At 46.3% G+C, this 23180-nt stretch carries 19 protein-coding genes; 7 read left to right on the forward strand and 12 right to left on the reverse strand.

The window, feature by feature from the left end; translation table 11 throughout:
• From HKN88_04660 to HKN88_04675, 4 genes are all read right to left on the reverse strand, one after another.
• A partial coding sequence (locus tag HKN88_04660; protein NNC97344.1) for a hypothetical protein occupies positions 1 to 212 on the reverse strand: 212 nt, incomplete at its 3' end.
• Positions 213 to 228: 16 nt separating this feature from the next.
• On the reverse strand, positions 229 to 516 hold the full coding sequence (locus HKN88_04665; protein NNC97345.1) for a hypothetical protein: 288 nt from the start codon (positions 514 to 516) through the stop codon (positions 229 to 231).
• A 320-nt stretch (positions 517 to 836) separates the two neighbouring features.
• Complete coding sequence (locus HKN88_04670; protein ID NNC97346.1) at positions 837 to 1388, reverse strand: cupin domain-containing protein; 552 nt, start codon at positions 1386 to 1388, stop codon at positions 837 to 839.
• A gap of 190 nt (positions 1389 to 1578) precedes the next feature.
• The gene (locus HKN88_04675) at positions 1579 to 3159 is read right to left on the reverse strand and encodes an isocitrate lyase (GenBank protein ID NNC97347.1); all 1581 of its coding nucleotides are present in this window, start codon (positions 3157 to 3159) and stop codon (positions 1579 to 1581) included.
• Positions 3160 to 3542: 383 nt separating this feature from the next.
• On the opposite strand from HKN88_04675, the gene HKN88_04680 reads away from it, so the two are divergent.
• A complete protein-coding gene (locus HKN88_04680) occupies positions 3543 to 6983 on the forward strand; it encodes a M1 family metallopeptidase (GenBank protein NNC97348.1) in 3441 nt (1146 codons plus the stop codon).
• Between the two features lie 78 nt (positions 6984 to 7061).
• On the opposite strand, the gene HKN88_04685 is transcribed toward HKN88_04680, so the two are convergent.
• Positions 7062 to 7916 carry a zinc metallopeptidase gene (locus tag HKN88_04685; protein ID NNC97349.1) on the reverse strand — a complete coding sequence of 285 codons (855 nt, stop codon included), beginning with the start codon at positions 7914 to 7916 and terminating at the stop codon, positions 7062 to 7064.
• Positions 7917 to 8166: 250 nt separating this feature from the next.
• Here HKN88_04685 and HKN88_04690 point away from each other — a divergent pair, with 250 nt between their 5' ends.
• Positions 8167 to 11223 carry an AAA family ATPase gene (locus tag HKN88_04690; GenBank protein NNC97350.1) on the forward strand — a complete coding sequence of 1019 codons (3057 nt, stop codon included), beginning with the start codon at positions 8167 to 8169 and terminating at the stop codon, positions 11221 to 11223.
• Here the strand turns inward: HKN88_04690 and HKN88_04695 are convergent.
• The 4 genes from HKN88_04695 to HKN88_04710 form a co-directional block, all read right to left on the reverse strand.
• Positions 11207 to 12328, reverse strand: a complete 1122-nt coding sequence (locus HKN88_04695) for an ATP-binding protein (protein NNC97351.1) — start codon at positions 12326 to 12328, stop codon at positions 11207 to 11209. The two genes, HKN88_04690 and HKN88_04695, sit on opposite strands and share 17 nt — an antisense overlap.
• A gap of 181 nt (positions 12329 to 12509) precedes the next feature.
• Positions 12510 to 13700: a pyridoxal phosphate-dependent aminotransferase gene (locus HKN88_04700; protein ID NNC97352.1), complete on the reverse strand. Its 1191-nt coding sequence runs from the start codon at positions 13698 to 13700 to the stop codon at positions 12510 to 12512.
• Between the two features lie 118 nt (positions 13701 to 13818).
• Complete coding sequence (locus tag HKN88_04705; protein ID NNC97353.1) at positions 13819 to 14379, reverse strand: 3-hydroxyanthranilate 3,4-dioxygenase; 561 nt, start codon at positions 14377 to 14379, stop codon at positions 13819 to 13821.
• 18 nt (positions 14380 to 14397) lie between these two features.
• Complete coding sequence (locus tag HKN88_04710; GenBank protein NNC97354.1) at positions 14398 to 14907, reverse strand: histidine phosphatase family protein; 510 nt, start codon at positions 14905 to 14907, stop codon at positions 14398 to 14400.
• Between the two features lie 320 nt (positions 14908 to 15227).
• On the opposite strand from HKN88_04710, the gene HKN88_04715 reads away from it, so the two are divergent.
• From HKN88_04715 to HKN88_04735, 5 genes are all read left to right on the forward strand, one after another.
• Positions 15228 to 15872 carry a TetR/AcrR family transcriptional regulator gene (locus HKN88_04715; GenBank protein ID NNC97355.1) on the forward strand — a complete coding sequence of 215 codons (645 nt, stop codon included), beginning with the start codon at positions 15228 to 15230 and terminating at the stop codon, positions 15870 to 15872.
• A gap of 50 nt (positions 15873 to 15922) precedes the next feature.
• Positions 15923 to 17221: an acetyl-CoA C-acetyltransferase gene (locus HKN88_04720; protein ID NNC97356.1), complete on the forward strand. Its 1299-nt coding sequence runs from the start codon at positions 15923 to 15925 to the stop codon at positions 17219 to 17221.
• Positions 17222 to 17284: 63 nt separating this feature from the next.
• Complete coding sequence (locus HKN88_04725; GenBank protein NNC97357.1) at positions 17285 to 19345, forward strand: crotonase; 2061 nt, start codon at positions 17285 to 17287, stop codon at positions 19343 to 19345.
• Between the two features lie 9 nt (positions 19346 to 19354).
• Positions 19355 to 19774: an acyl-CoA thioesterase gene (locus HKN88_04730; protein NNC97358.1), complete on the forward strand. Its 420-nt coding sequence runs from the start codon at positions 19355 to 19357 to the stop codon at positions 19772 to 19774.
• A gap of 174 nt (positions 19775 to 19948) precedes the next feature.
• Positions 19949 to 20998 carry a cyclic nucleotide-binding domain-containing protein gene (locus HKN88_04735; GenBank protein NNC97359.1) on the forward strand — a complete coding sequence of 350 codons (1050 nt, stop codon included), beginning with the start codon at positions 19949 to 19951 and terminating at the stop codon, positions 20996 to 20998.
• Between the two features lie 85 nt (positions 20999 to 21083).
• Here the strand turns inward: HKN88_04735 and HKN88_04740 are convergent, their stop codons facing one another.
• The 3 genes from HKN88_04740 to HKN88_04750 all read right to left on the reverse strand — a co-directional run bounded on the left by HKN88_04740 (position 21084) and on the right by HKN88_04750 (position 23180).
• Positions 21084 to 21422 carry a pilus assembly protein PilZ gene (locus HKN88_04740; GenBank protein ID NNC97360.1) on the reverse strand — a complete coding sequence of 113 codons (339 nt, stop codon included), beginning with the start codon at positions 21420 to 21422 and terminating at the stop codon, positions 21084 to 21086.
• A gap of 60 nt (positions 21423 to 21482) precedes the next feature.
• A complete protein-coding gene (holB, locus tag HKN88_04745) occupies positions 21483 to 22421 on the reverse strand; it encodes a DNA polymerase III subunit delta' (GenBank protein NNC97361.1) in 939 nt (312 codons plus the stop codon).
• Between the two features lie 87 nt (positions 22422 to 22508).
• On the reverse strand, positions 22509 to 23180 hold the full coding sequence (locus HKN88_04750; protein ID NNC97362.1) for a dTMP kinase: 672 nt from the start codon (positions 23178 to 23180) through the stop codon (positions 22509 to 22511).

Raw genomic sequence — 23180 nt, forward strand, 5'->3', positions numbered from 1 at the left:
GTCGCAGCTTCATCACGGCGTAATAAATTTTTATCTTCCAGTGCTTTACTGCACAGGTTGATATCGGCTTCACTACTGGAGGATGTTTGGGCGGCGACATGTGCCGCAGCAGCACACTCTTGCGCATCGCTAGAACCGGATTGAATAACAACTGAAGACGCCCAAACTGGAATCAGTAAAAACTGGCTTAGCAAAAGGATTATCGTTCGCATATTCTCTATTTCAATGTCAGTTTTGCTCATCCAGAAAGATTACATTCTCAACCATGCAGTGCTTACGCGTTCCCCCATCTTTAAGCATGGCATGCGAATATATAATTTTTACGCGTTGTTCTGTTGGAGATTTGAGTTTGGCGATAAGTTCTTTGTTAGACGCAGGGATCATATAGCGGGACTCACACACAGAATCTACAAGCGATGCGTTTTTAAGGCCGATCAGCTGATAGCCTTTGGCTGGATACGTAACACTTAAGTTACCGACGACTTCATCGGAAAATATCTCCCAGCCTGTTGACATAAATACAAAAATAACGATATATTTCAATAACTTCATAACCAAAACTCCTTATTTGGTCAGGTCCGGATAATACTATTCAGACCGGGAAACTGGTGTAATTATCCCATTTTCCAGAGATTAATTGACATTATCTGCAACTATTTGTAATTGATAACGGTTCTACAATCTCCATAACTTGAACAAGTCTCATTCTGTATTAAGTTGCAACCCGTCGCCAGTCTTGTAATTTCGCAATTCATTTATTGTTAGGAAAACTGGATAAGCATCCCAAACTGTGTCATTACGATTCATGTTTTCAGTATTCGGGCTGCAACTATGATTTATTTTGGCAAAACAGACTCTGCCGAAGGAGGTATTTTATCGGGATGAACGGTTACCCCGTATTTTGCGGCGACCATACCAATAATCTGACCTACCTTTTGTGGGTCATCCGGATTTTCCTTTCTTATTTGTGCGACTACGGTATCAAAAAACGAAGCGAATTCCCCGGGTGATACCACTAAAAGAAGTTTTGCTGGCTTATTCGTAATATTCCAGAAACCATGTAAATGACCACGAGGTAAAACAAGTAATCCGCCCTCGCCAACTGACACCACTTCATCCTTGTTCAAAAACTCCACGCTACCGCTTAACACATAAAAATGTTCGTCTTCCTTTGTATGAATATGTGGTGGTGCACCAAATGTTTTTGGCGGCAATACAAGTTCAAGTATTGCCACATTTGATGGTGTCGAATCAGAATCCGAAAGTAAAAATGATTTGTGACCTGGAAACGGAATCTCTTCAGACGTACCAGCTTGCACAATCGCAGGTTCATGTGCAAATATATTGGCACTCACAAATATTGACAGCAATAATAAGATTTTGTACATAGGTATTAGCTCCGAATTCGATTTTATATATCTTAGGATATTTAAGCGCCAGCCAATAGTACCAAACTTCCCTGGCGGCGACCAAGTTTGAGAATCACCAATTAAAAACCCGACTCAATGAGTCGGGTTTTCGGGTTCCTGTCTCACAGGAAAGACGTCACCACCTAAGCGTAGATGACAGTAATATAATTTAGAACTGATTCATCGTGTTTTTCTCACCACCAGCTTTCAAGGCCTGATCTCCGGCAAAAAATTCTTTGTGGTCATCACCCAGATCTGAACCGGCCATGGCCTGATGCTTCACACAAGATACACCTTTGCGAATCTCTTGTCGCTGAACACCGGCCACATACGCGAGCATACCTTGTTCGCCAAAATATCCTTCAGCGAGGTCATTCATGTGCAATGCGGTGGTGTGATAGGTTGGTAAAGTGATCAGGTGATGGAAAATACCGGCTTCACGTGCTGCGTCTTTCTGGAAGGACTTGATCATGGCATCAGCTTTAACTGAAAGCGCGGTGTCATCGTATTTTGCGTCCATTAACTCGGCACGTTCATAGCCTGACACATCGTCACCTGCTTCGAGCATGGCGTCGTATGCCTGCTGACGGAAATTCAAGGTCCAGTTGAAGGACGGTGAGTTGTTGTAGACCAGTTTGGCATTTGGCACCTGTTCTTTAACCCGGTTAACCATATGCGCGATCTGTCCAACATGCGGTGTTGGGGTTTCTATCCACAACAGGTCAGCGCCATTTTGCAAACTGGTGACACAATCCAGCACCACACGGTCAATATTGGTATCTTCACGGAAGGCATACAAGCCGTTCGGCAAACGCTTGGGACGGTGCAGTTCTCCATTGCGCTTAATCAGCACTTCATCTTCTTTTGCGTCCTTAATGTTGACGGCTTCGGTATCTATAAAAGCAATGTACTGCGATGCGAGATCACCCTTCTCATGTGAAACCGGCACTTTCTGGGTCAAACTTGCACCTTCCGAGTCTGTGCGTGCAACGATGACACCGTCGTCCACACCCAGTTCCAGAAAGGCATAACGCACGGCATTGATCTTGGCCAGAAAATCTTCATGCGGAACCGTGACTTTGCCGGCTTGATGACCACACTGCTTAGCGTCCGATACCTGATTTTCGATTTGTATGGCACAGGCGCCCGCTTCAATCATTTTTTTGGTCAACAAATAAGTGGCTTCTTCATTACCAAAACCTGCATCAATGTCGGCAATGATTGGTACTACATGGGATTCGTAATTATCGATCTGGGCCTGGATTCCTACTTTGTCACTGTCGGCCGCTGAATTTAACTGACGGAACAGGTCGTTCAGCTCTTTGGCATCAGCCTGTTTTAAAAATGTATACAACTCTTCGATCAGCTTTGGTACCGCGGTCTTTTCATGCATGGATTGATCCGGCAAGGGGCCGAACTCGGAACGTAAAGCTGCAACCATCCAACCCGACAAGTACAAATAGCGTTTTTTCGTGGTTTTATGATGCTTTTTAACCGCGATCATTTTCTGTTGGGCCACAAAGCCGTGCCAACAACCCAGGGACTGGGTGTATTTTGATGTGTCAGCATCGTACTCAGCCATGTCTTGTCGCATAATAGCTGCTGTGTATTTGGCGATATCGAGACCCGTGCGAAATCTGTTTTGCACGATCATACGACCGGCACTTTCCGGATTGATCGCATCCCAGTTGCTGCCGTGTTTTGCTTTGAGCGCTTGTACTGCTTCGATGGCCGAGGTGTATGTAGACATGGGGATCCCTAATGATTGAGTCAGAAAAACATGCAGTTTAAAACGATTGTTTAAAAAGTAAATCAGTACTCCGACAACGCTTATAAAACACGCAGGACTATTATCTGGAAAACAATGTTTTTTACATTAAATACAATCAGTTATAGGACTATTGTAATAATTTTCTAATAAAATTCTGGTGCATAATTATTACTCCCATTTTATATCTTGCGCATGTACTTTGTTGCACAGCACAAAAATCCAGCATGGCAAAATAGAAACTTGTAAAGTCTACATCTGCGAAAACAGATTAAGCTCTGTTATCATTCGCGGCTGAAAAAAACATAAAAAAAGCGTTAATTACACAAATCACAAGACAGGCTTTCACACTTTAAGGTCAAGAAATGGGAAATAATCTACAACAATTGGTTGATGAGAGTTTAAGTGACTCTTTACTTGAAAAAACTGCCGCCTTACTGGGCGAGCCGCTTGATATTACACGCAAAGGATTGCAAGGCGCATGTCTGAAACTTTCCAAGAGTCTCGACGCAGTCCGGGATGAAGAATTTTCGGCCTTTTATGAGTCACTTGGGGATGGCAGCAAGCTGGATAAACTGGAACAACACTTAGCCGGTGGCAATCAAACCGTGACCTATCTAAGCATGGGAAATGAAAAAGCTCGGGAGTTGCTAGCCTACGACACAGAAAACGACGTTGATACACACGTGTCACTGATTGCCGAAGATTCCGGTATAAAACACGAGTCTATTTCATTCTTACTCGGTATCGCTCACCCTTTTTTCCTTGGATTACTGGGTAAAAAGAAATCAGAGGGTTTGAGTAGCCAGGGCATTAATGCCTTAATCAGCACACAACCTGTACCAACTGTGATCGATGATAATGAAGACCCGTATATCGCAAGATATGCAGCAGATTCCAGTGATGCAGATCTTGGTCAGCAATCAGGGTCCGATTCGGCAGATGCTGGAAGTGAAAAGCGAAAATCAAAGACATCGCTGGTCGGATTAACCACCTTTTTAATCATTCTGGCCTTGGCGATCGCCGCTTATTTCAATCAAGCGCTTATCAAAGACTTTTTCGGCATACAGAGTGATACAAAACCAATTCCAGAGCGGACAACACAAAATCAGCCGACACCCAAGACAGCGAACAATGTAGACAGCGCAACCGAGTCGATTACTCCAATTGCTGATACTAATGCGTATCCGGCTTCAACCCCGGTCGGGCGTTTGCCAAACAGCGTTCGCCCGCTTGAATACAAACTGGATTTGACCATTGACCCTGACCAGGACGGATTTAGGGGGGTAACCACAATTGACCTGGAGTCAGATATTGAAACCGATTACCTGTTTTTGCATGGGCGAGATCTACAAGTCAGTAATGTACGTTTGACCGACTCCGCAGGTAATGAAATTTCCGGTGAGTATCGTCAGGTCGATGCTTCAGGCGTGGCCCGAATCGACTTTTCAGGCACCCTTGCAAAAGGAAGCTCGACTCTGGAAATTACTTACAGTGCTCCATTCAACTTGTCACTGGAAGGCTTGTATAAAGTGACAGATGGCGGCTTGAATTACGCGTTCACCCAATTCGAAGCAACGTCGGCGCGCTTGAGCTTCCCGGGTTTTGACGAACCCGCTTTCAAAGTGCCTTTCACTACCAGCCTCACCATCAAAAATGAACACAAGGGCTTTGCCAATACCCCACTGACAGCAGTCACCGAAATGGAGAACGGTATGCAAAGACTGGACTTTGCGAAGTCCAAACCCTTGCCGACTTACCTTATCGCCTACGCGGTTGGTGATCTGGATGTGGTGAAATGGGACGACATTCCGGCCAATTCCATTCGTAAAAAACCCATTCCTTTAAATGGGTTGGCAACCAAAGGCAAAGGTAAAAACCTGACTTATGCCCTGGAACACACCAATGAGATCTTAACCTCCCTGGAAGAATATTTCGGTATTCCCTACCCGTACGAAAAACTTGATATTGTCGCTGCACCCGATTTTGCCTTTGGTGCCATGGAAAATGTCGGTCTGATCGTGTATCGCGAACAGCTATTGTTATTTGATGACACCATTTCATTGGATCAAAAGCGTCGCTATGCCAATGTGCACGGCCATGAACTGGCCCACCAGTGGTTTGGCAATCTGGTCACCCCGGAATGGTGGGATGATATCTGGTTAAACGAAGCATTTGCGACCTGGATGGCACATGTCTCGAATGACAATGTTTATCCGGAGCAAAAATTCAGACAAACCCTGATGGGTCGCGCCCTGGGAGCCATGGCTAATGATAGCTTGATCAGCGCACGCCAGATCCGCCAGCCAGTTAACAACAATCATGATATTGATTCAGCGTTTGACGGCATCACCTATTCCAAAGGTGGTGGAGTATTGCGCATGTTTGAATCTTTCCTGGGGCCTGAAAATTTCCAACTTGGAATAAACCATTATCTAAACAAGTTTGCTTTTGACAATGCCACGGCGACCGATTTTATTGAAGCCATTGCGGAAAACTCGACTCAATACACGGTCGAAACCATTCGTGATGCTTTTAATAGCTTTCTTGAACAACCTGGTATTCCTAATCTGGACATCAGCACAACTTGCTTAGATAGCAATGTGGAGGTCAATGTAAAACAATCACGCTATTTGCCCATCGGGTCCAGTGGCAGCAGCGCACAGATCTGGAAAGTGCCGGTGTGTCTAGGCTTTGAGACTGCTGGCAAAGTTGAACAGCAATGCAGCTTAGTCAGTAAACCAATTCAAAGCATAAAACTCGATACCCAGGTTTGTCCAAAATTCGTAATTCCAAATGCGGGTGGCACAGGGTATTATCGCTTCGCCTTGAACAGTACCGATTGGCAGACCCTGTTTAGCAATCAGGACATGTTGGGTGCTGAAGAGATGATGGCAGCGAATGACAGTTTCAACGCATCCATCAATGCCGGCAAACTCTCCTTTCGTGATCTGGTGCAAGTCGCACCTAAAATTATTCGATCCGACTCCTCACGAGTAGCTACCGCTCCAACCGAACTTCTGAGTTTTGCCTATGACAAAATTGCTAAAACCAAGGCGCAAAAATCGGCCCTGGCCAATTTAAATCGCCGACTGTACGAAAACCGGTTTAAAGAATTAGGCTTTGATTACCAGCCTGATGATTCAGTGGATACCATACAACTTAGAAACAGCCTATTCACTTTTTTGGCCAAACAAGGTGAGTCTGCCGAAGTTCGAAGTCATTTACGCAAAATGGCGGTGGAATATACAGGGTATGCAAGTGATAAACAGTTGCACCCGGAACTGGCCGACTCCAATATCATTGCGACTGCACTAGCAGTTGCTGCAAAAGATATTGGTACTCCCTTCATACAGCATTTAATGGAATTATTTGAAAATGAAAGTGATGGCACCATTCGTGGGCGCCTGTTAGGAGCTATTGCGGAAGCCAAAGATCCTAAGCTGGCAGATGAACTGAGAGACTGGACTTTGTCGGAAAAGATTCGCGATAACGAGATATACACAATTATTTTCACCCAACTCAGTGATGACCAACAAAAAGACGCAGCCTGGAACTGGTTCAAACAGAACTTCGATGGCTTTATTCAACGTGTTTCCAGTTTCTCCCAGGGACGAATTCCTCGCATTGCATCCGGATTCTGTACTGCTGAAGACAAACTAGACGTGGAAAAGTTTTTTAGCCCGTTAATTGAAAATGTATCGGGTGGCCCGCGTTCCTTGGCACAAACCCTTGAATCAATCGATCTCTGCATTGCCAAGGCGAATCATCACACACCAAGCGTTGCCAATTACTTTCCTGAGTAACGACCAACAATAGGTACATTAAAAAAGCCACTCGAGTGAGTGGCTTTTTGCTAATTTAATTTGGATGTTTGACGAGATTCAGATTCCCGTATCGCAAGCGCCTATTTCGCCACTTTGCATGCCGCGGGCAAACCATTCCATGCGTTGTTGCGAGGTGCCATGAGTGAATTGTTCTTTGCGCGGCACACGGCCGGCTTTTTTCATTATGGTGTCATCACCGACCGCTGCTGCTGCATTGAGAGCTTCTTCCAGATCACCTTCTTCCAGCATGCCGGTTCGTTGTTGCGTGTGATTGGCCCAGATACCGGCATAACAATCCGCCTGTAATTCCATTTTCACTTGCATGGCATTTGCCTGTTCCTTGGAAGCTCTTGCCTGATATTGACGAACTTTTGCCGCGGTGCCGGTAATAGTTTGAATATGGTGACCGACCTCATGCGACAAGACATAGGCGACGGCAAAATCACCTTGCGCCCCCATGCGACGTAATTCATTCAAGAAACTCAGATCAAGATAGGCTTTTTGATCGCCCGGGCAGTAGAAGGGTCCCGAAGCCGCCTGCCCGGTACCACAAGCTGTTGGTGTCATGTCTGTGTAGAGCACTAATTTGGGCGCCTGATAGCGGTATCCGGCTTTCTGAAACACCGCATTCCAGGTATCTTCCGTATCGGCCAAAACCGTAGACACAAAGCGCTTGATTTCTTCTTCTTGTGCACTGCCACGATATTCGCCTTGTTGTTGGGGTTGTTGGCGTTGTTGTTGGGCTTGCTGCTTTTGCATTTGCTGCATAACTGTTCCCGGATCTTGGCCTAACAGAAATATTGCTACCAGGGCCATGATTATTCCACCACCACCAACCGCGGCACCGCGCCCCATACGGCGACCACGACGGTCTTCTACATTTGAACTTTGTCTTCTACCTTTCCAACGCATTCTGCATTACTCCTGATCTGTGTAGGTCAATTGGGCAATTTAGCACACTAATTAAGCCCTGATAATGCCAAATTGAGCTCAACAAGATTATCTGTCGATGAATTTACTTATATTTATCTATTTTGACATTTATATGCATTTTAGAGCGATTCCAGACACTTAAAAGGCCAGGAAAATCCGGTAAATCTAGCGATAAGTAATTGTAAAATAATGTAAACTACTGAAAATAACAATCAGAAATTAATAACTGATGAACAACATTTGGAGTGAACTCAAACGTCGCCACGTCGTACGCGTGACTCTCGCTTACGCCTTTGTTGCGTGGCTGTTATTACAAGTTGCCGCAATCTTGTTCCCGGCCTTCAATGCGCCTCAATGGTCGATCCGTGCATTAACCATTGCGCTCCTCTGCGGCCTGCCTCTGACAATACTTCTGTCCTGGATATTTGACATCACTCCAGACGGGATTGTAGTAACAAAAGAAGATACCGGTCTGATATCGAAAGCTTTCATCGACGCACCGGTGAAACCGATTAAATTATCCAAACTGAATTTGGCATCACGAAAACTAACCCCATTGGTTGGACGAGTGCAAGAATGCGAGTCGATACGTAAACATTTAACAGAGGCCAAAGCGGGTTCTGGCAGTATTTTGCTAATTGGAGGTGAACCCGGACTGGGAAAAACCAGATTGGCAGAAGAAGCTTTACACATCGGCACAGAACTCGGGATGCTGCCACTGGTTGGTCACGCTTATGAAGAACAAAGCGCGCCCTATATTATAGCCACCGAGATGATTGAAGAAATGTCTCGTTCATTACCGATATCGTCATTTCATAATATTCTGGGCACAACCGCTTCTGAAGTATCCCGACTGGTTCCTGATCTAAAACGTACCTTTCCTGATATACCCGAACCGATTGAGTTGCCACCCGGACAACAACAACGCTATCTGTTTAATGCATTGCTTGAATTGCTAACCCGACTTACCCAGGCCACGCCGGTAGTCATGTTGCTTGATGACATGCACTGGGCCGATGAGTCCAGTGTTCAACTACTCGAACACGTTGCAGCGCAGGTTCCCAATGCTCCCATTGTATTTGTCGTGACCTATCGTGATGCCGATATTGATATGGGAGAAGCATTTAAAAATGCCCTGCCAAAACTCGGTAAGCTTCCATTTGTGCATCGCATTCCTTTGAATCAGCTTTCCTTTCAAGAGGTAAAAACCCTGCTCATGAACAATGGCGGTAGCGAACCGCCGGCCAAGGTCGTGGATCTGGTGTATGCAGAAACCGAAGGCAATGTTTTTTTTGTTCGCTCGGTGTTTCAACACCTTAAAGATCAAGGCAAATTGTTTGATGCACAGGGTAACTGGGTGCCTGAACTCGATAGTGAGACGATTGATGTTCCGGAAAGCATACGTCTGGTGACCAACCAACGCATAGATCGCCTGAGTAACTATGCGCGAGAAGTATTGACCATGGCTGCCGTCATGGGTTTGCGTTTCAGACTGCAAGCGCTTGAAACAGCCATGCAAGAGCACAGTAAGGTCCTTGAGGTCGTAGAGCTTGCCGAAGCCGCCGAGCTGATCAAACCGGCCATTGGTGGCCATGAGCTGCGTTACGAATTTGTACATGCGCTTGCACGTCAAGCCATACTTTCTCAAGTCTCTGCTATTCGTAAACAGCAATTACATTTAAAGATCGCAGAAGCCATCGAGGCCGTTGAGGGCCGCAGTCTGGAAAACCACGCCGTGGACATTGCCTATCATTTAAACCAGGCCGGCGCTTATGCGGATATACATAAAACCGTAAGTTGGCTGGAAAAAGCCGGTGACCATTCGCGTTCAGCAATCGCCATGGATCAAGCGGTCACTTATTATCATGCTGCACTCGAACGTGCTAATGACGATGCCTTGCAAGCAAAACTATTGAACAAACGCGCCAGCGCCTATTTGAGCAAGGGTATGGTGGTCGAATTTGAACGCGACATGCGCGCGGCACTGAACATTTACGAGCAACTTGCTGACATCGATCAAGCCGCGCATTTATGTTATGAGCTTTCCTACTTTTTTGCCTGGCACCATCAACCGCTCGAAGCCATGGAGATTGCTCAAACGGGCTTGGAAATTGCCGGAACCCAAGCCTCGCCGGCACGTTGTATGCTGCTTTCGACCATGGGCTTTGCTTTGAACATCGCCGCTCTAACTGATCAATCGGAACCAATAATAGAACAAGCGATACAAATTGCAACGGAACTCGAAAGTGATGAACTACTCGCCAACGCTTTATTTGTCAGAGCAAATATGCATTGGTTCAATATGCAGCCGGACGAGCTATTGTTAACAGTCAAAAAAGCCATTCCGTTGTTTCGTAAACTCAAAGACGAGTGGAATCTGGCCGAATGTCTTTGGATGCAGCAAGCTGGCCATTCATTAAAGGGCGAGCATCAGCAGGTAACCAAGATCAGTTCAACACTCGAACCACTTGGTGTTAAATATGGCATTTATGGGGCATTGTTGTGTATGGAACTGTTCGAAGGGGTCGCTCTACAACAACAAGGCGACATCAATAATGCCATTCGACAATTAAAACGCGCCGCCAATTATGCCCGGATCGGCAACCTGCCCTGGGTCATGGAAGGACACGTAGTAATGAATTTATTACTGCATGGAAATATTAATGAAGCCCGCACAGATATGGAATATTGCTATGAAAACCGTATGCATGGTGGCAGTGGCGCAGGCAGTGTAATTTGTTTTTGGTTATACGGTAAAGCCTTTTTAGGCGATGAAGATACTCTTGATGCATTCGAGAGTTTGCAATCTCTACTGCCAGAATCCGGCAAACCCATTTGCACTGGCACGATCATGTTCTTGTTGTTGGCGACTGAGAGTCTGGTTTTGTGCAAGCAACATGAAACCGCTGCTGACATGTACAAGCATATCGTTTACATTTTGAATGAGAAGAAACTTAATTTACCCTTTTCACTCGGGCTAACAGAACGTTTTGCGGCCATCGCTGCAAGCGCAGGTAAAAACTGGCAAGTTGCTGAGCAGCACTTTGCTAATGCCATGCAAGCGGCAAAAAAACTACCGCACAAAACCGAAGAACCACAATTACTGTATTGGCATGCGCGCATGCTTTTAGATCGTAATGCACCGGGTGATAGTGAGCTTGCACAAACCTATCTGACTAAAGCAAGGCAGTTATGCAAAAAGTTAGGCATGCTTGGGTATCTTGCGATGATCGAACGTACCATTCCGGATTCCGTATTGAGCCAGACAATCAGCGATCTCGAATAAACTGTTCCAGGGCAGGATCCAGTACACGATAAAGCTCATCGGGTCGATAGATCAGGTCCTTTTCCAGTAACACCTGCAATGCCTGACCCGCACTCGCCGAGGCAAGACGGGTTTTCATTAAATATTCCCTACTGCGCGGCTGTGCCACAGGATCGTTGGCCAAGGCCTTAAGCAAAGCACGTTGATTCGGACTCAATCCAACCAATTGTTGAGCCAAACGATGTGTCTCGGCTTGCAGGTAGGCATTCCAGGCGGAGTCGATCTCTTGTGGGGTTGGTAATTTCTTGTCCTGCCATAAACGGCCACATAACATATTGACGTAATAAGGATGCCGTTGGGTAATACGCATAATGCGCTCAATAGCATCCGGGCTGAGAATTTTCCCCCAGTTCAATCTTGCTGCATCGTCCAGGAACGGAATGTAATCTTGCTGTTGAATACGAGCGAGTTCCATTTTTTCACATAAATGGTAAAGCGGCCGTTTGGGGTCCTCAAACATTTGCCTGAGTAAATGTTGGTAACTGCCGGCAAACAAATAAGTGATATGGGAAGCGCGTTCCACCGCGTGTCGAAACGCAGCTTCAATGGCCAAATGGTTCTTCAAACTGGCCAATTGCTGAAATTCATCCAGTATCACCACAAAACGCAATTTTTTATCGGCAGCGAAACGATCAAGACTAAGCAGCATATCGACTAAGGATTCAGGTTCTTTTTTATCCGGGCTGAGCATCAGCTCCATACCATGCGAAGTAACTCTAAGTTCTGGTCGTAAACTATTGAAATAGCTATTAATTGCTTCAAGAAGCCTTTGCTGTCCAGGAACGCTTTCTCGCATTAAGTGACTGACTAATTTGCTCAGATGCTGGAAAACCGAGTCCATATCGTGAACCAGAAGCAGATCAATACTCTGGCTGTATACTTTTTTCTTTTCATGCCCTAATTCTGAGCAGGTTTGCAAGATCAAACTGGTCTTACCATAGCGCCTGGGCGCCATTAGCCACGTGTGACGCCCATTTTTAATATTATTTTTCAGTAGCTTACGTTCATGTTCTCGATTGCAGAAGGCGCCACCTAAAGCAATACCAAGTGGAAATATTTGCAGCATAACTAGCTCAGATCAGACTAAAGCCCCATCTTAGCATTACGTGACATAAAGTTATAAGCTTTATTTTTATGTGCTATATATCTATGGCTTATTGTTTTATAGCATGACTCGTTGATAACCATGGAATAGCCGTCAGCATAGACCTGATCAATAACTGAGATTGAATTGGAACAATATGTTCTTAGCTAAACAGCTTTACCATTCGTTCTGCCGCTTCGCGTAAACGCCCTTCTTCAGTTGCAATCGACAAACGAATGCAATTTGAATCGCCAAAAGCAGACCCCGATACCGTTGCAATATGAGATCTTTCCAGCAGAAGCTCGACCACGTCATCGGCCGTATGTAGAGTAACTCCGTGAACGGTCTTACCAAACAAGCGACTTACATCCGGAAACAAATAAAATGCCCCTTCTGGTTTTGCGATCTGGAAATCTTTGATGGGGCTTAACAATTCGATCATCATGTCCCTACGCTGCAAATAACTCGCGGTCATTGCATAGGTAGGTTGCATATCACCTTGCAATGCCTCGATGGCAGCGTACTGATTGAAATTACAGGTCCCTGAGGTAAATTGCCCCTGGATCTTGGCCGTAGCCTTGGCTATCCATTCCGGGGCGGCCAGATAACCCAGGCGCCAGCCGGTCATTGCATAACCCTTGGAGAATCCATTCACCGTAATGGTGTTGTTGTACATTCCGTCGATGCCAGCCAAACTCGCGTGCCGATCACCAAAATTGATGTGCTCGTAAATCTCATCCGAAATAACGTATAAATTTGGAAAATCGCGTAAGACTTCAGCCAAAGCCTCTAATTCTTTGTGTGAGTAGACCGCTCCAGTCGGGTTGCAGGGGCTGGAAAAGATCATTAATTTACTGCGTTCATTCAACCTGGCACGCAATTGCTCTGGCGTGACCTTGAAATTATTGCTGACATCCGCTGCAAGCTGCACCACCGCAGCACCCGTCATTTCAGCGATGGTGAAATACGAGACCCAGTAGGGTGTAAGCAATATGGCTTCGTCACCCTCCTCCAGTAATGCCAGACAAGTGTTAGCAATACTCTGTTTGGCGCCAGTCGAAACAAGGATCTGTTCTGGCTGGTAGCGAAGTCCGTTTTCCCGCTGTAACTTGTTACATATGGCCTCGCGTAATATTGCGTGTCCTGGAACGGGTGTATAGGACGTATGGCCAGCCTGGATCGCTTTAATCGCGGCGTCCTTGATGTGCTGTGGCGTATCAAAATCCGGCTCGCCAATGGACAGGTTGATCACATCGTGCCCCTGGGCGGCAACATCCCTGGCTTTTTGTGCCATCGCAAGTGTGGCCGGAGCCTGCATTTGGTTAACGAAGGCGGATAATCTGGTGTCGGTCATGGTGTTTCTTTAGTCGTGTTGTAATTGTTGTTGTGATTGTCTGAAAAACAGATATTGCAGCCGTGTCATAGAATTTTGTAGCATCTCGCCACTTTCAATTGGCCAGTACTATCGATGCTTATTCTTCAGAGTCGTCAAGTTCAGTAGGTGCGTATTTGCCCGGATGTAAATGCCCACACTCAAAACAGGTCCGGTCGGATTCTGAGTCATAAAAGGCTTCAAATAAGGGTGGAAGGTCCTTTTCGATATCCTTAAGAATGAATTCAACCCGATGCACCCGATAATGGCAATTAAGGCAATACCATTCAAAAGCATCCTTCTCCCCTGTTGGGCGCTTGGGTTCGATGACCAGACCAATACTGTTTGCTTCACGCTGCGGAGAATGGCGTACATGTGCCGGCAATAAAAATATCTCGCCCTGTTTAATTCTGATATCTTTAGGTGGCAAGCCATTTTCTTCAATGACACGCAAGGTCATGTTGCCTTCCAGCATGTAAAAGAACTCTTCCACCGGATCATCGTGATAATCGGTGCGCTGATTGGGACCTCCAACGACCATAACGGTCGTGTCGGCATCTTCCCAGATACATTTGTTACCAACTGGCGGTTTGAGCAGATCACGATGCTCGTCGATCCATTGCTGGAAATTAAAGGCTTTGAGGCTGCGTATTTTTGGCATGAAATGAGTATTCGGTGATTAATCGATTCCGAGCAATTTCTTGGGCGTCTGATAATGCAGTAGTTTACCAACACCCGAATCAATACGCTCAAGTGTCTGCGGAATTTGCACGATTGCCACGCCACAGGTTGGAATATTAAAAATATTCACCTCACATAGCCAGTTAACAATCTGGGTAATGCCAGGGTTATGGGCAAAAAACGCAATATTCGAAACCACCGGATTCAAGTTCTCGAGCACTCGAATCCACTCTTGCATACCGGCATGATACAAATCAGGTTCATGACTAAAATTTGAATCCGGTAGGCTTAATGCTTCTTGAAATGCACGGGCTGTTTGTTGGGCGCGAACCGCAGTACTTACAATGAATTTATCTGGATTGTACAAAGATTCTGCAAGCCATTCCCCCATCAGGGGCGCATCACGTCGACCACGATTGTTCAAAGGCCTTTCGTGGTCGCTTAAAGAGTGATCACTCCAAGAGGACTTGGCATGACGCACAAAAATCAGATGTCTATGTTTAGTCATATTATTTATATAAGTAACAATAAGTTATAGGTACTTTTTTATGTAAAATATTATCTAACTTTACCCACTGATCCATGCTCATGTCCACAAGACATTGTAAGTAAACTTGCAGGCTAATCTGTCACAATCTATTATTAAACGATTGTTTCAAACGGTCTTATGGGATCAAAAGCCGGAATAGATGTGAAATCACCTTATCCATAGTTTTCCCAAACGACCAAGCGCAATAACCATCCAGACTTACGCCAAAACACAACAAGATCAATTTGCGTAACTCGACTTTACCACTAACCGGAAAGAAAAATTCCTATTGAGGTCTTATGAAACGCATTTTAAATTCAACACGGGAACGCATACTCTCCACCGCCGAACAACTATTTGCTGAATCCGGCATTGCCGCGACATCGATGCGCAGTATAACTGCGATGGCCAGGGTTAACCTGGCGGCGGTAAATTATCACTTTGGTTCCAAAGACGCCTTAATCGAAGCCGTGTATGAACGCCGCTTGGAGCCTTTAAATAAAGCACGTTTACGTAATTTAACTGAACTGGAAAACCAATATGGTAAAGCACCGGTTCCTGCAGAGGATTTACTAAAGGCTTTTATCCTGCCGCTACTTGAGATCAGTGTTGGCGAAGGCAAACAAACCTTGAATATTATGCGGCTCATCAGTCGAACCTACTCAGAAGCTGCCAAGCAATTTCGTAAGCTGTTTGCCAAAAGTTATCATGACGTGATTGAGCGATACCAGCAGGCCCTGGGGAAAAGTTTTCCCAAACTCACACCCGAAGTCATCAACCTGCGTTTGCAATTCACCATCGGGGCTATGTCACACTCATTTGTTGAGAGTGAACTGCTCGGCCTGATCTCCGGCGAAACGGTTACGGATGAGTGGATCGAACGTCAGGTTAACCAGCTCATTCCCTTTGTGATCGCCGGCTTTAAAGCCAAACCGGCAAAATAAACAAAACATTACAAATTTACTTTTAATTTTTAACAAGAATCGGAATATTCATGTCTAGATCAAATGCTTACAAGCAAGAAGCCGTATACATCGTGGATGGAGCACGCACACCCTTTTTAAAAGCGCGCGGCAAGCCGGGTATATTCTCGGCTTCCGAATTGGCCGTTGCCGCTGGTCGTGACTTGTTGGCGCGTCAGCCTTTTGCACCCGATGCGTTGGATGAAGTGGTCGTGGGTTGCGCCATGCCCAGTGCCGATGAACCAAATATCGGGCGCCTGATCGCCCTGCGCCTGGGGGCTGGTGACGCCACGCCAGGTTATACCGTTATGCGTAATTGCGCGTCGGCCATGCAAGCTGTAGATAATGCGGCCAAGGATATTGCCCTGGGGCGTTCTGATCTTATGTTGGCGGGTGGTACCGAGGCGATGAGTCGTGCACCCTTGTTATTTAATGATGACATGGTGAATTTTCTGGGTGATCTCGCCAAGGCTAAAAAACCTGCCGATAAACTCAAAGCCATGTCTTCGTTCCGACCGGGTCATTTGAAACCAGTGATCGGGATTATGAAAGGTTTGACCGACCCATTGGTCAATCTCAACATGGGTCAGACCTGTGAAGTTATTGCGCATAAATTTGATGTCACGCGCAAAGCCATGGATGAATACGCGGTCAGGAGTCACCTGCGTTTGGCCAAAGCCTACGATGAAGACCGTATGGACGAAGTTATTCCCTTGTATAACAAAGCGAAAGTTTTGGCCGAGGACGATGGTCTGCGGCGTGACTCGAATGTTGAAAAACTATCAACTCTCAAGCCTTTCTTTGATCGCAAAGTGGGCAAAGTGACTGCAGCAAATTCCTCTCAAATTACCGATGGTTCCGCGATGCTCTTATTGGCCAGCGCGAACGCCGTTGAAAAATACGACCTAAAACCTCTGGGAAGACTGGTCGACGCCCAATGGGCCGGTTTAAATGCCGCAGAAATGGGTCTTGGCCCGGTGTATGCCAGCACCCCCTTATTACAACGCAATAATCTGGATCTATCCGATGTGGACTATTGGGAGTTGAATGAAGCCTTTGCCGGACAAGTCCTGGCCTGTCTGGCCGCTTGGGAAGACGAGGCATTTTGTCAAACAGAGCTTGGCCTCGATGCGGCACTTGGCACCATAGACCAAGACAAACTGAATATTGACGGAGGTGCCGTCAGTATCGGACATCCCGTCGGAGCAACCGGCGCACGTCTGGTGCTGCACGCCTTGAAAGTTTTGCAACAAACCGGTCAGCAACGTGCCATTGCCACCTTGTGCATCGGTGGCGGTCTGGGGGGCGCGATGTTACTGGAACGAGTATAAATCCACAGCCATTTGCCAAACCTATATACCAAATTAAATAATTACGAAAGGTAGAATTTCACGATGAGCAATCAACACTGGTTTCTTGAAACCGATGCGAATAATGTCGCCTGGTTGAGTTTTGATAAAGCCAACACCGGCACCAATGTGCTGTCGCAGGAAGTCATGCAGGAATTGCATGAGCGTCTTAATGAATTACAAACCAATAAACCAAAAGCCTTGATCATTCGCTCTGCCAAAAACAGCGGTTTTATCGCCGGTGCCGACATCACCGAATTTGAGACCATGCAATCACCCGATGCCGCCTTTGAGATGGTGCGCCAGGGTCAACAGATCATGGATCAGATCGAGGACCTGCCCTTCCCAACGGTCGCCATGATCAATGGCTTTGCCTTAGGCGGCGGCCTGGAACTGGCACTGGCCTGTGATTACCGGGTTATGACCAATGATACCAAAGCGGTTTTAGGCTTCCCTGAAGTGAAACTTGGGTTGAATCCGGGTTTTGGTGGCACGGTGCGTTCTACCCAATTGATCGGTGCGACCAATGCCATGGACATGATGTTGACCGGTCGCAATATTCGCCCCAAAGCGGCCAAACGTATGGGCCTGGTTGACCAGATCGTCCCAACACGGCATTTAGAAAAAGCCGCCGAAATGCTGGCCCTGAATCCGCCAAAAAAATCGTCACGCTCGTTAAAGCTCAAGGCGATGGACAGCTTTCCAGTACGCAAAGTGTTGGCAAAAGTTTTGCGTAAGCAAGTCGCCAAAAAAGCCAAAAAAGATCATTACCCGGCCCCGTATCGCATGATCGATCTGTGGGAGCAATTTGGTCATGACCCCGAAGAAATGATGGTGCAAGAAGCCAGAGCCATATCCGAATTAATGTGTACACCAACCTCACGTAATCTGGTGCGAGTATTTGGATTGCAAAACAAACTCAAGGGTGCGGGTGGTAAAACCAAACACACATTCAAGCATGTGCATGTGATCGGCGCCGGTGTGATGGGTGGCGACATTGCAGCCTGGTGTGCCTATCGTGGTATGACCGTCAGCCTGCAAGATCGTGAAGCCAAATACATTGCCCCGGCACTGGAACGTGCGCGTAAGCTGTTTTTGAAAAAGACCCGCAGTGCAGAAAAGGCCAGTCTGATCATGGATCGCCTTATTCCGGATGTTGAAGGTGAATCCGTGGTGCGTGCCGATGTGGTGATCGAAGCTATTTATGAAAATGCTCAGGCCAAACGCGATCTGTATGCAAGCCTGGAGCCAAAAATGAAACCTGGCGCAGTTCTCGCCACCAATACTTCCAGCATTGAATTGACCGAGATCGCAAAAGACTTGCAAGATCCTAATCGGTTGATCGGTCTGCACTTCTTCAACCCGGTAGCCATGATGCCTCTGGTTGAAGTTATCGGTACTGAAACCACAAATAAACAAGACCTGGAAAAAGGCATGGCATTCACACGTCGGATCGATCGTCTGCCATTAGCGTGCAAAAGCGCGCCCGGATTTGTTGTGAACCGAGTCTTGACCCCCTACACCACTGAAGCTTTTTTCATTGCTAAAGAAGGCGTACCGTTAATTGCAATCGATAAAGCCGCAACCGATTTTGGCATGCCGATGGGCCCGATCGAACTTGCCGATACCGTGGGTCTGGATGTCTCTGCACATGTCGGTAAAATCTTAAGTGAAGCGTATGATCTGGACATTCCGGATGGCATTGAAGAAATGCTGGAGAAAAAACATCTCGGCAAAAAAACCGGCCAAGGCTTTTACACCTGGGATAAAAAAGGCAAACCGATCAAACCAAAAGCCGAAAATTACACACCCCCGTCTGATCTTGCCGAACGTATGATCTATCGTTATTTGAATGAGGCCGTTGCAGTCTTGCGTGACGGCATTGTTAGTGACGCTGATCTACTCGATGCAGGCATGATCTTTGGAACCGGATTCGCTCCTTTTCTAGGTGGGCCCATCAATTACATTCGCCAGCATGGCGCCAATAAGATAGTTAACCGCTTAAAAGAATTTGAAGCAAAATACGGTAAACGATTTGCTCTAGACGCCGGCTGGGAAAAATTTATAACGTCAGGCGCAATTGAGCACGATGATGAAAATGAGTGATAGACAAGCATGACCGGGCATTCCGAGAAAAACAAAACTAAACGCGAACAACCTATTCCGCGCGGGATCCCGACGGTGCGCATGATGGCCATGCCGGCAGACACCAACTGGCTGGGTGATATTTTTGGTGGCTGGTTAATGTCTCATGCCGATATCGCAGGTGCGGTACTCGCTTATCGTCGTGCTGAAGGTAAAGTGGTGACTGTAGCTGTGAACAATTTTTTGTTTCTGGAACCGGTCTTCATTGGCGATATTGTGAGTTTTTACGCCGAGATCGATCAAATTGGCACCACGTCTATCACGATGAATATCGATATACTCTCCGAAAGACCGGATGTGGCCGGTCCCTATGAAAACATCCGTGTGGCCACAGCAAACATCACATACGTGCATATTGACGCAGATGGTAACCCCGATAAGGTGAAATAATCAGCAGCAATCGGTATTCCTGGCAATCCCTCTGAAATTGTCGAAATTACCGAGGAACAATCGTCTTCAGCTTTGGTCGAATTTGCTGGTTCGCATATTCACAAAATATGGTACGATATGCGCTTGAATTGGACTCAAACCCTAAGAAAATCAACAAAATAAGCGTATTCTGGAATGTCAAAACCCGTTGATCCATCAATCTTGCAAAAATTCACTCCTCTGGACAGCCTCAAACCAGAGAATTTACTCGCACTCGCAAAAAAATCTCGAGTTCATGAACTGGACGCTGGACGTTCTGTTTTCAGGGAAGGCGATAACGACAAACACGCCGTTTATTTGTTGAATGGCGACATAGAATTACGCGCCGGCGACAAAGTCGTTAGAGCGATTCAAAGCGGCACTCCCGAAGCGGCTCACGCCATTGCACCAGTCTTGCCACGCAAAGTAACTGCACGCGCGCTTAACAAGATCGAATACATCACGGTGGATTCCGATCTCTTGGATGTATTGCTCACCTGGGATCAAACTGGTTCTTACGAAGTGGGCGAATTGCAAGCCGAATTGTCTAACGACAGCGATGACTGGATGACCAAGTTATTGCAAACCAAAGCCTTGCACAATATCCCTCCCGCCAATATCCAGGCAATATTCATGCGCATGGACAAGGTGAATAAAAAAGCCGGTGATATCGTAATCAAGCAAGGCGACGAAGGCGATTATTTCTATGTGATCGTGAGTGGCCGTTGTAATGTCACGCGAGAAACCCCTCTTAACAAAGAAGGCATCAGACTGGCAGAATTACGTATTGGCGACACTTTTGGTGAAGAGGCCTTAATTTCAGAAGCCAAGCGTAATGCCACAGTCAGCATGATCACGGATGGCAGTTTAATGCGATTGAGCAAGAGTGATTTCCAGACCTTGCTGAAAGAACCGATGCTCGGCATGGTAGACATGGACGAGGCAAAAGAAAAAGTTGCCGCAGGTTCTAAATGGCTGGATGTTCGCTTGCCTAGCGAATACGGCAATTTTCACCTCGAAGGCGCGATCAATATTCCGCTGTACTTCATCCGCTTAAAACTGAAAACCCTGGATAAAGACACTCATTACATTGCCTGTTGCGACACCGGTCGCCGCAGTTCAGCAGCCGCATTCATTCTCAAGGAACGTGGTTATAATTGTTCTGTGCTTAAAGATGGCTTGAAAATGGCCGGTGTGGGTAATTAACCCTCTGCTAATACCAAGCATCACACAATTAAAAAAAGCACTCCATTGAGTGCTTTTTTTTATCGCTTGAAACAACCTATCCAGATTACATGGTATGCGTCGGCTGTTCCGCTTGCAAAGCGCCGGCCAGGAAAGTCTCAATCTTTTTCTGGGTTTCGCCATTATCCTGCGAGCTGAATTGCACACCGATACCCGCCTTGCGCTTGCCCGCCGCACCATCCGGGGTAACCCAGATCACATTTCCGGCCAATGGGATTTTTTCATTATTATCCATCAGCTGCAAAAGCATAAAAACCTCGTCTCCGAGTTTGTATGGCTTGCGCGTAGGGATAAACAATCCGCCATTCGTAATGAACGGCATATAAGCTTGGTATAGCGCGGTCTTATCCTTGATCGTCAGGGTCAATATACCTGGCTTGGACATTGTGCGTTTCCTATATTGATTCAGGTGGTTCGAGGGTAAATATTACCATAAACCGGTATCTTATAAATGCTGACATTGGTTAACCAGGGATTCGATCTGCAATGGCCAATTCAATGAATTTTTTTGTTGTTGTGATAATTCTATAACATTATCGCGCAAAGCAAATAACTTCCTTAATTCAAAATCTTCGGACAATTGCTCTATGCCAGGATATAAATGCATTGTCTGTACGCTATCCTCAGACAGGCCGGCTTCCGGTTCAACGCCGCTTCGTATAAGCGCCTGGATCAAGGTATCAAGCCAGTTTAATAATGTATCCGAATCTGATTTTGCCCAGTTTTTTGCTATTTCCAGAGCCGATTTTTGTTTTTTATGTAATGCCAAAAAATCATGCCACCACTGGCTACTTGCCGCAATCAGATCATCCACTTTATCAGGCTCCAGATTAAATCGCAGTGGTGCGCCCAGGCTTAGCGCAAGAATCGTTTGCGCTGTGTTTTTGGCGATTCCTTGACTTGTCAACCAGTGGATGGCGTCGTTTTGACTTGGCAAATGAAATTTTATCCGCGTAGCTCGGGAACGAATAGTGGGTAACAATCGTGAAGGCTTGTCAGTAATCAACAACAACAAAGTCTGTTCTGGAGGTTCTTCCAGGGTTTTAAGCAAACTATTTGCCGCAGCTATCGTCATGGCGTCAGCCGGTTCAATAATCAAGATTCGATAACCGTCCTGATGTGCGGTCGTAAATACGCGTTGAGAAGATTTTCTAACCGCCTCAATTGATATCAGCTTTTTGCCCTCTTCGGGCTCCAGCACCACGAAATCGGGATGCGTATTGGCTATAAACCATTCGCAGGATTTACAGTTTTGGCAAATTCCAGTCTCACTCTCGCCATGACACAACAACATCTGGGCAAGTTGAAAAGCAAATAGTTTCTTGCCGACACCCTGCATGCCTTCAAGCAACAGGGCATGCGGAAAACGCTGCTGCGATAACATTTGAGCAATTTGCTGCCACTGCCCACTGTGCCATACCAGATTTTGTTCTGTATCCATCTTCAATGTTTAATATGAATTATTTTGAAATTAATCGCTGGTAAGTAGTTCGGTAAGTACTTCCATTATATCCGTACTCACTTGATCGATAGACTGGCTGGCATCGATCAGTTTGATCCGTTGTGGTATCTGTTTGGCCAGTTCAAGATACCCACTCTGGACACGACTAAAAAAGTCGAGTTTTTCGGCGTCAAAGCGGTTACTCTCGCCTCGACTTGCCACTCTTTTCAAACCTAATTCTATTGGCGCATCGAGTAAAATAGTTATATCCGGCCACACTCCGCGTTGTACAGTGGTCGCCAACTGCTGAATGAAGGCCAGTGACTGCCCCCTGCCGTATCCTTGATAAGCAATGGTTGCATCCGTAAAACGATCACACAACACCCAGGCGCCACGTTCGAGTGCCGGAATGATCTTGTTGTGTAAATGTACGGCTCGCGCAGCAAACATCAATAATAATTCCGCCTCGGCATTAATCGCTTCATCTTCGCGATCCAGTACCACGCTTCGAATAGCCTCAGCCAAGGGAGTTCCGCCCGGTTCTCGGGTAAGAATAACTTCTTTGCCCTGTTTTTCCAGATAAGAACGCAAGCGCGCGCTCTGAGTACTTTTACCAACACCTTCAATCCCCTCCAAACTGACAAAAGTGCCAGGAAATTTTTTCTGGTTGAGTAACTCTTTTGCTGCGATTGCTTCAGTCAT

The organism is Gammaproteobacteria bacterium, from assembly GCA_013001575.1.
Classification (GTDB): Bacteria; Pseudomonadota; Gammaproteobacteria; order Steroidobacterales; family JABDMI01; genus JABDMI01.

Coding starts and splice junctions, on each gene's coding strand:
- HKN88_04665 (NNC97345.1), bottom strand. CDS start 516: ATGTCAACAGGCTGGGAGATATTTTCCGATGAAGTCGTCGGTAACTTA.
- HKN88_04670 (NNC97346.1), bottom strand. CDS start 1,388: ATGTACAAAATCTTATTATTGCTGTCAATATTTGTGAGTGCCAATATA.
- HKN88_04675 (NNC97347.1), bottom strand. CDS start 3,159: ATGTCTACATACACCTCGGCCATCGAAGCAGTACAAGCGCTCAAAGCA.
- HKN88_04680 (NNC97348.1), top strand. CDS start 3,543: ATGGGAAATAATCTACAACAATTGGTTGATGAGAGTTTAAGTGACTCT.
- HKN88_04685 (NNC97349.1), bottom strand. CDS start 7,916: ATGCGTTGGAAAGGTAGAAGACAAAGTTCAAATGTAGAAGACCGTCGT.
- HKN88_04690 (NNC97350.1), top strand. CDS start 8,167: ATGAACAACATTTGGAGTGAACTCAAACGTCGCCACGTCGTACGCGTG.
- HKN88_04695 (NNC97351.1), bottom strand. CDS start 12,328: ATGCTGCAAATATTTCCACTTGGTATTGCTTTAGGTGGCGCCTTCTGC.
- HKN88_04700 (NNC97352.1), bottom strand. CDS start 13,700: ATGACCGACACCAGATTATCCGCCTTCGTTAACCAAATGCAGGCTCCG.
- HKN88_04705 (NNC97353.1), bottom strand. CDS start 14,379: ATGCCAAAAATACGCAGCCTCAAAGCCTTTAATTTCCAGCAATGGATC.
- HKN88_04710 (NNC97354.1), bottom strand. CDS start 14,907: ATGACTAAACATAGACATCTGATTTTTGTGCGTCATGCCAAGTCCTCT.
- HKN88_04715 (NNC97355.1), top strand. CDS start 15,228: ATGAAACGCATTTTAAATTCAACACGGGAACGCATACTCTCCACCGCC.
- HKN88_04720 (NNC97356.1), top strand. CDS start 15,923: ATGTCTAGATCAAATGCTTACAAGCAAGAAGCCGTATACATCGTGGAT.
- HKN88_04725 (NNC97357.1), top strand. CDS start 17,285: ATGAGCAATCAACACTGGTTTCTTGAAACCGATGCGAATAATGTCGCC.
- HKN88_04730 (NNC97358.1), top strand. CDS start 19,355: ATGACCGGGCATTCCGAGAAAAACAAAACTAAACGCGAACAACCTATT.
- HKN88_04735 (NNC97359.1), top strand. CDS start 19,949: ATGTCAAAACCCGTTGATCCATCAATCTTGCAAAAATTCACTCCTCTG.
- HKN88_04740 (NNC97360.1), bottom strand. CDS start 21,422: ATGTCCAAGCCAGGTATATTGACCCTGACGATCAAGGATAAGACCGCG.
- holB (NNC97361.1), bottom strand. CDS start 22,421: ATGTTATCGCAGCAGCGTTTTCCGCATGCCCTGTTGCTTGAAGGCATG.
- HKN88_04750 (NNC97362.1), bottom strand. CDS start 23,180: ATGACTGAAGCAATCGCAGCAAAAGAGTTACTCAACCAGAAAAAATTT.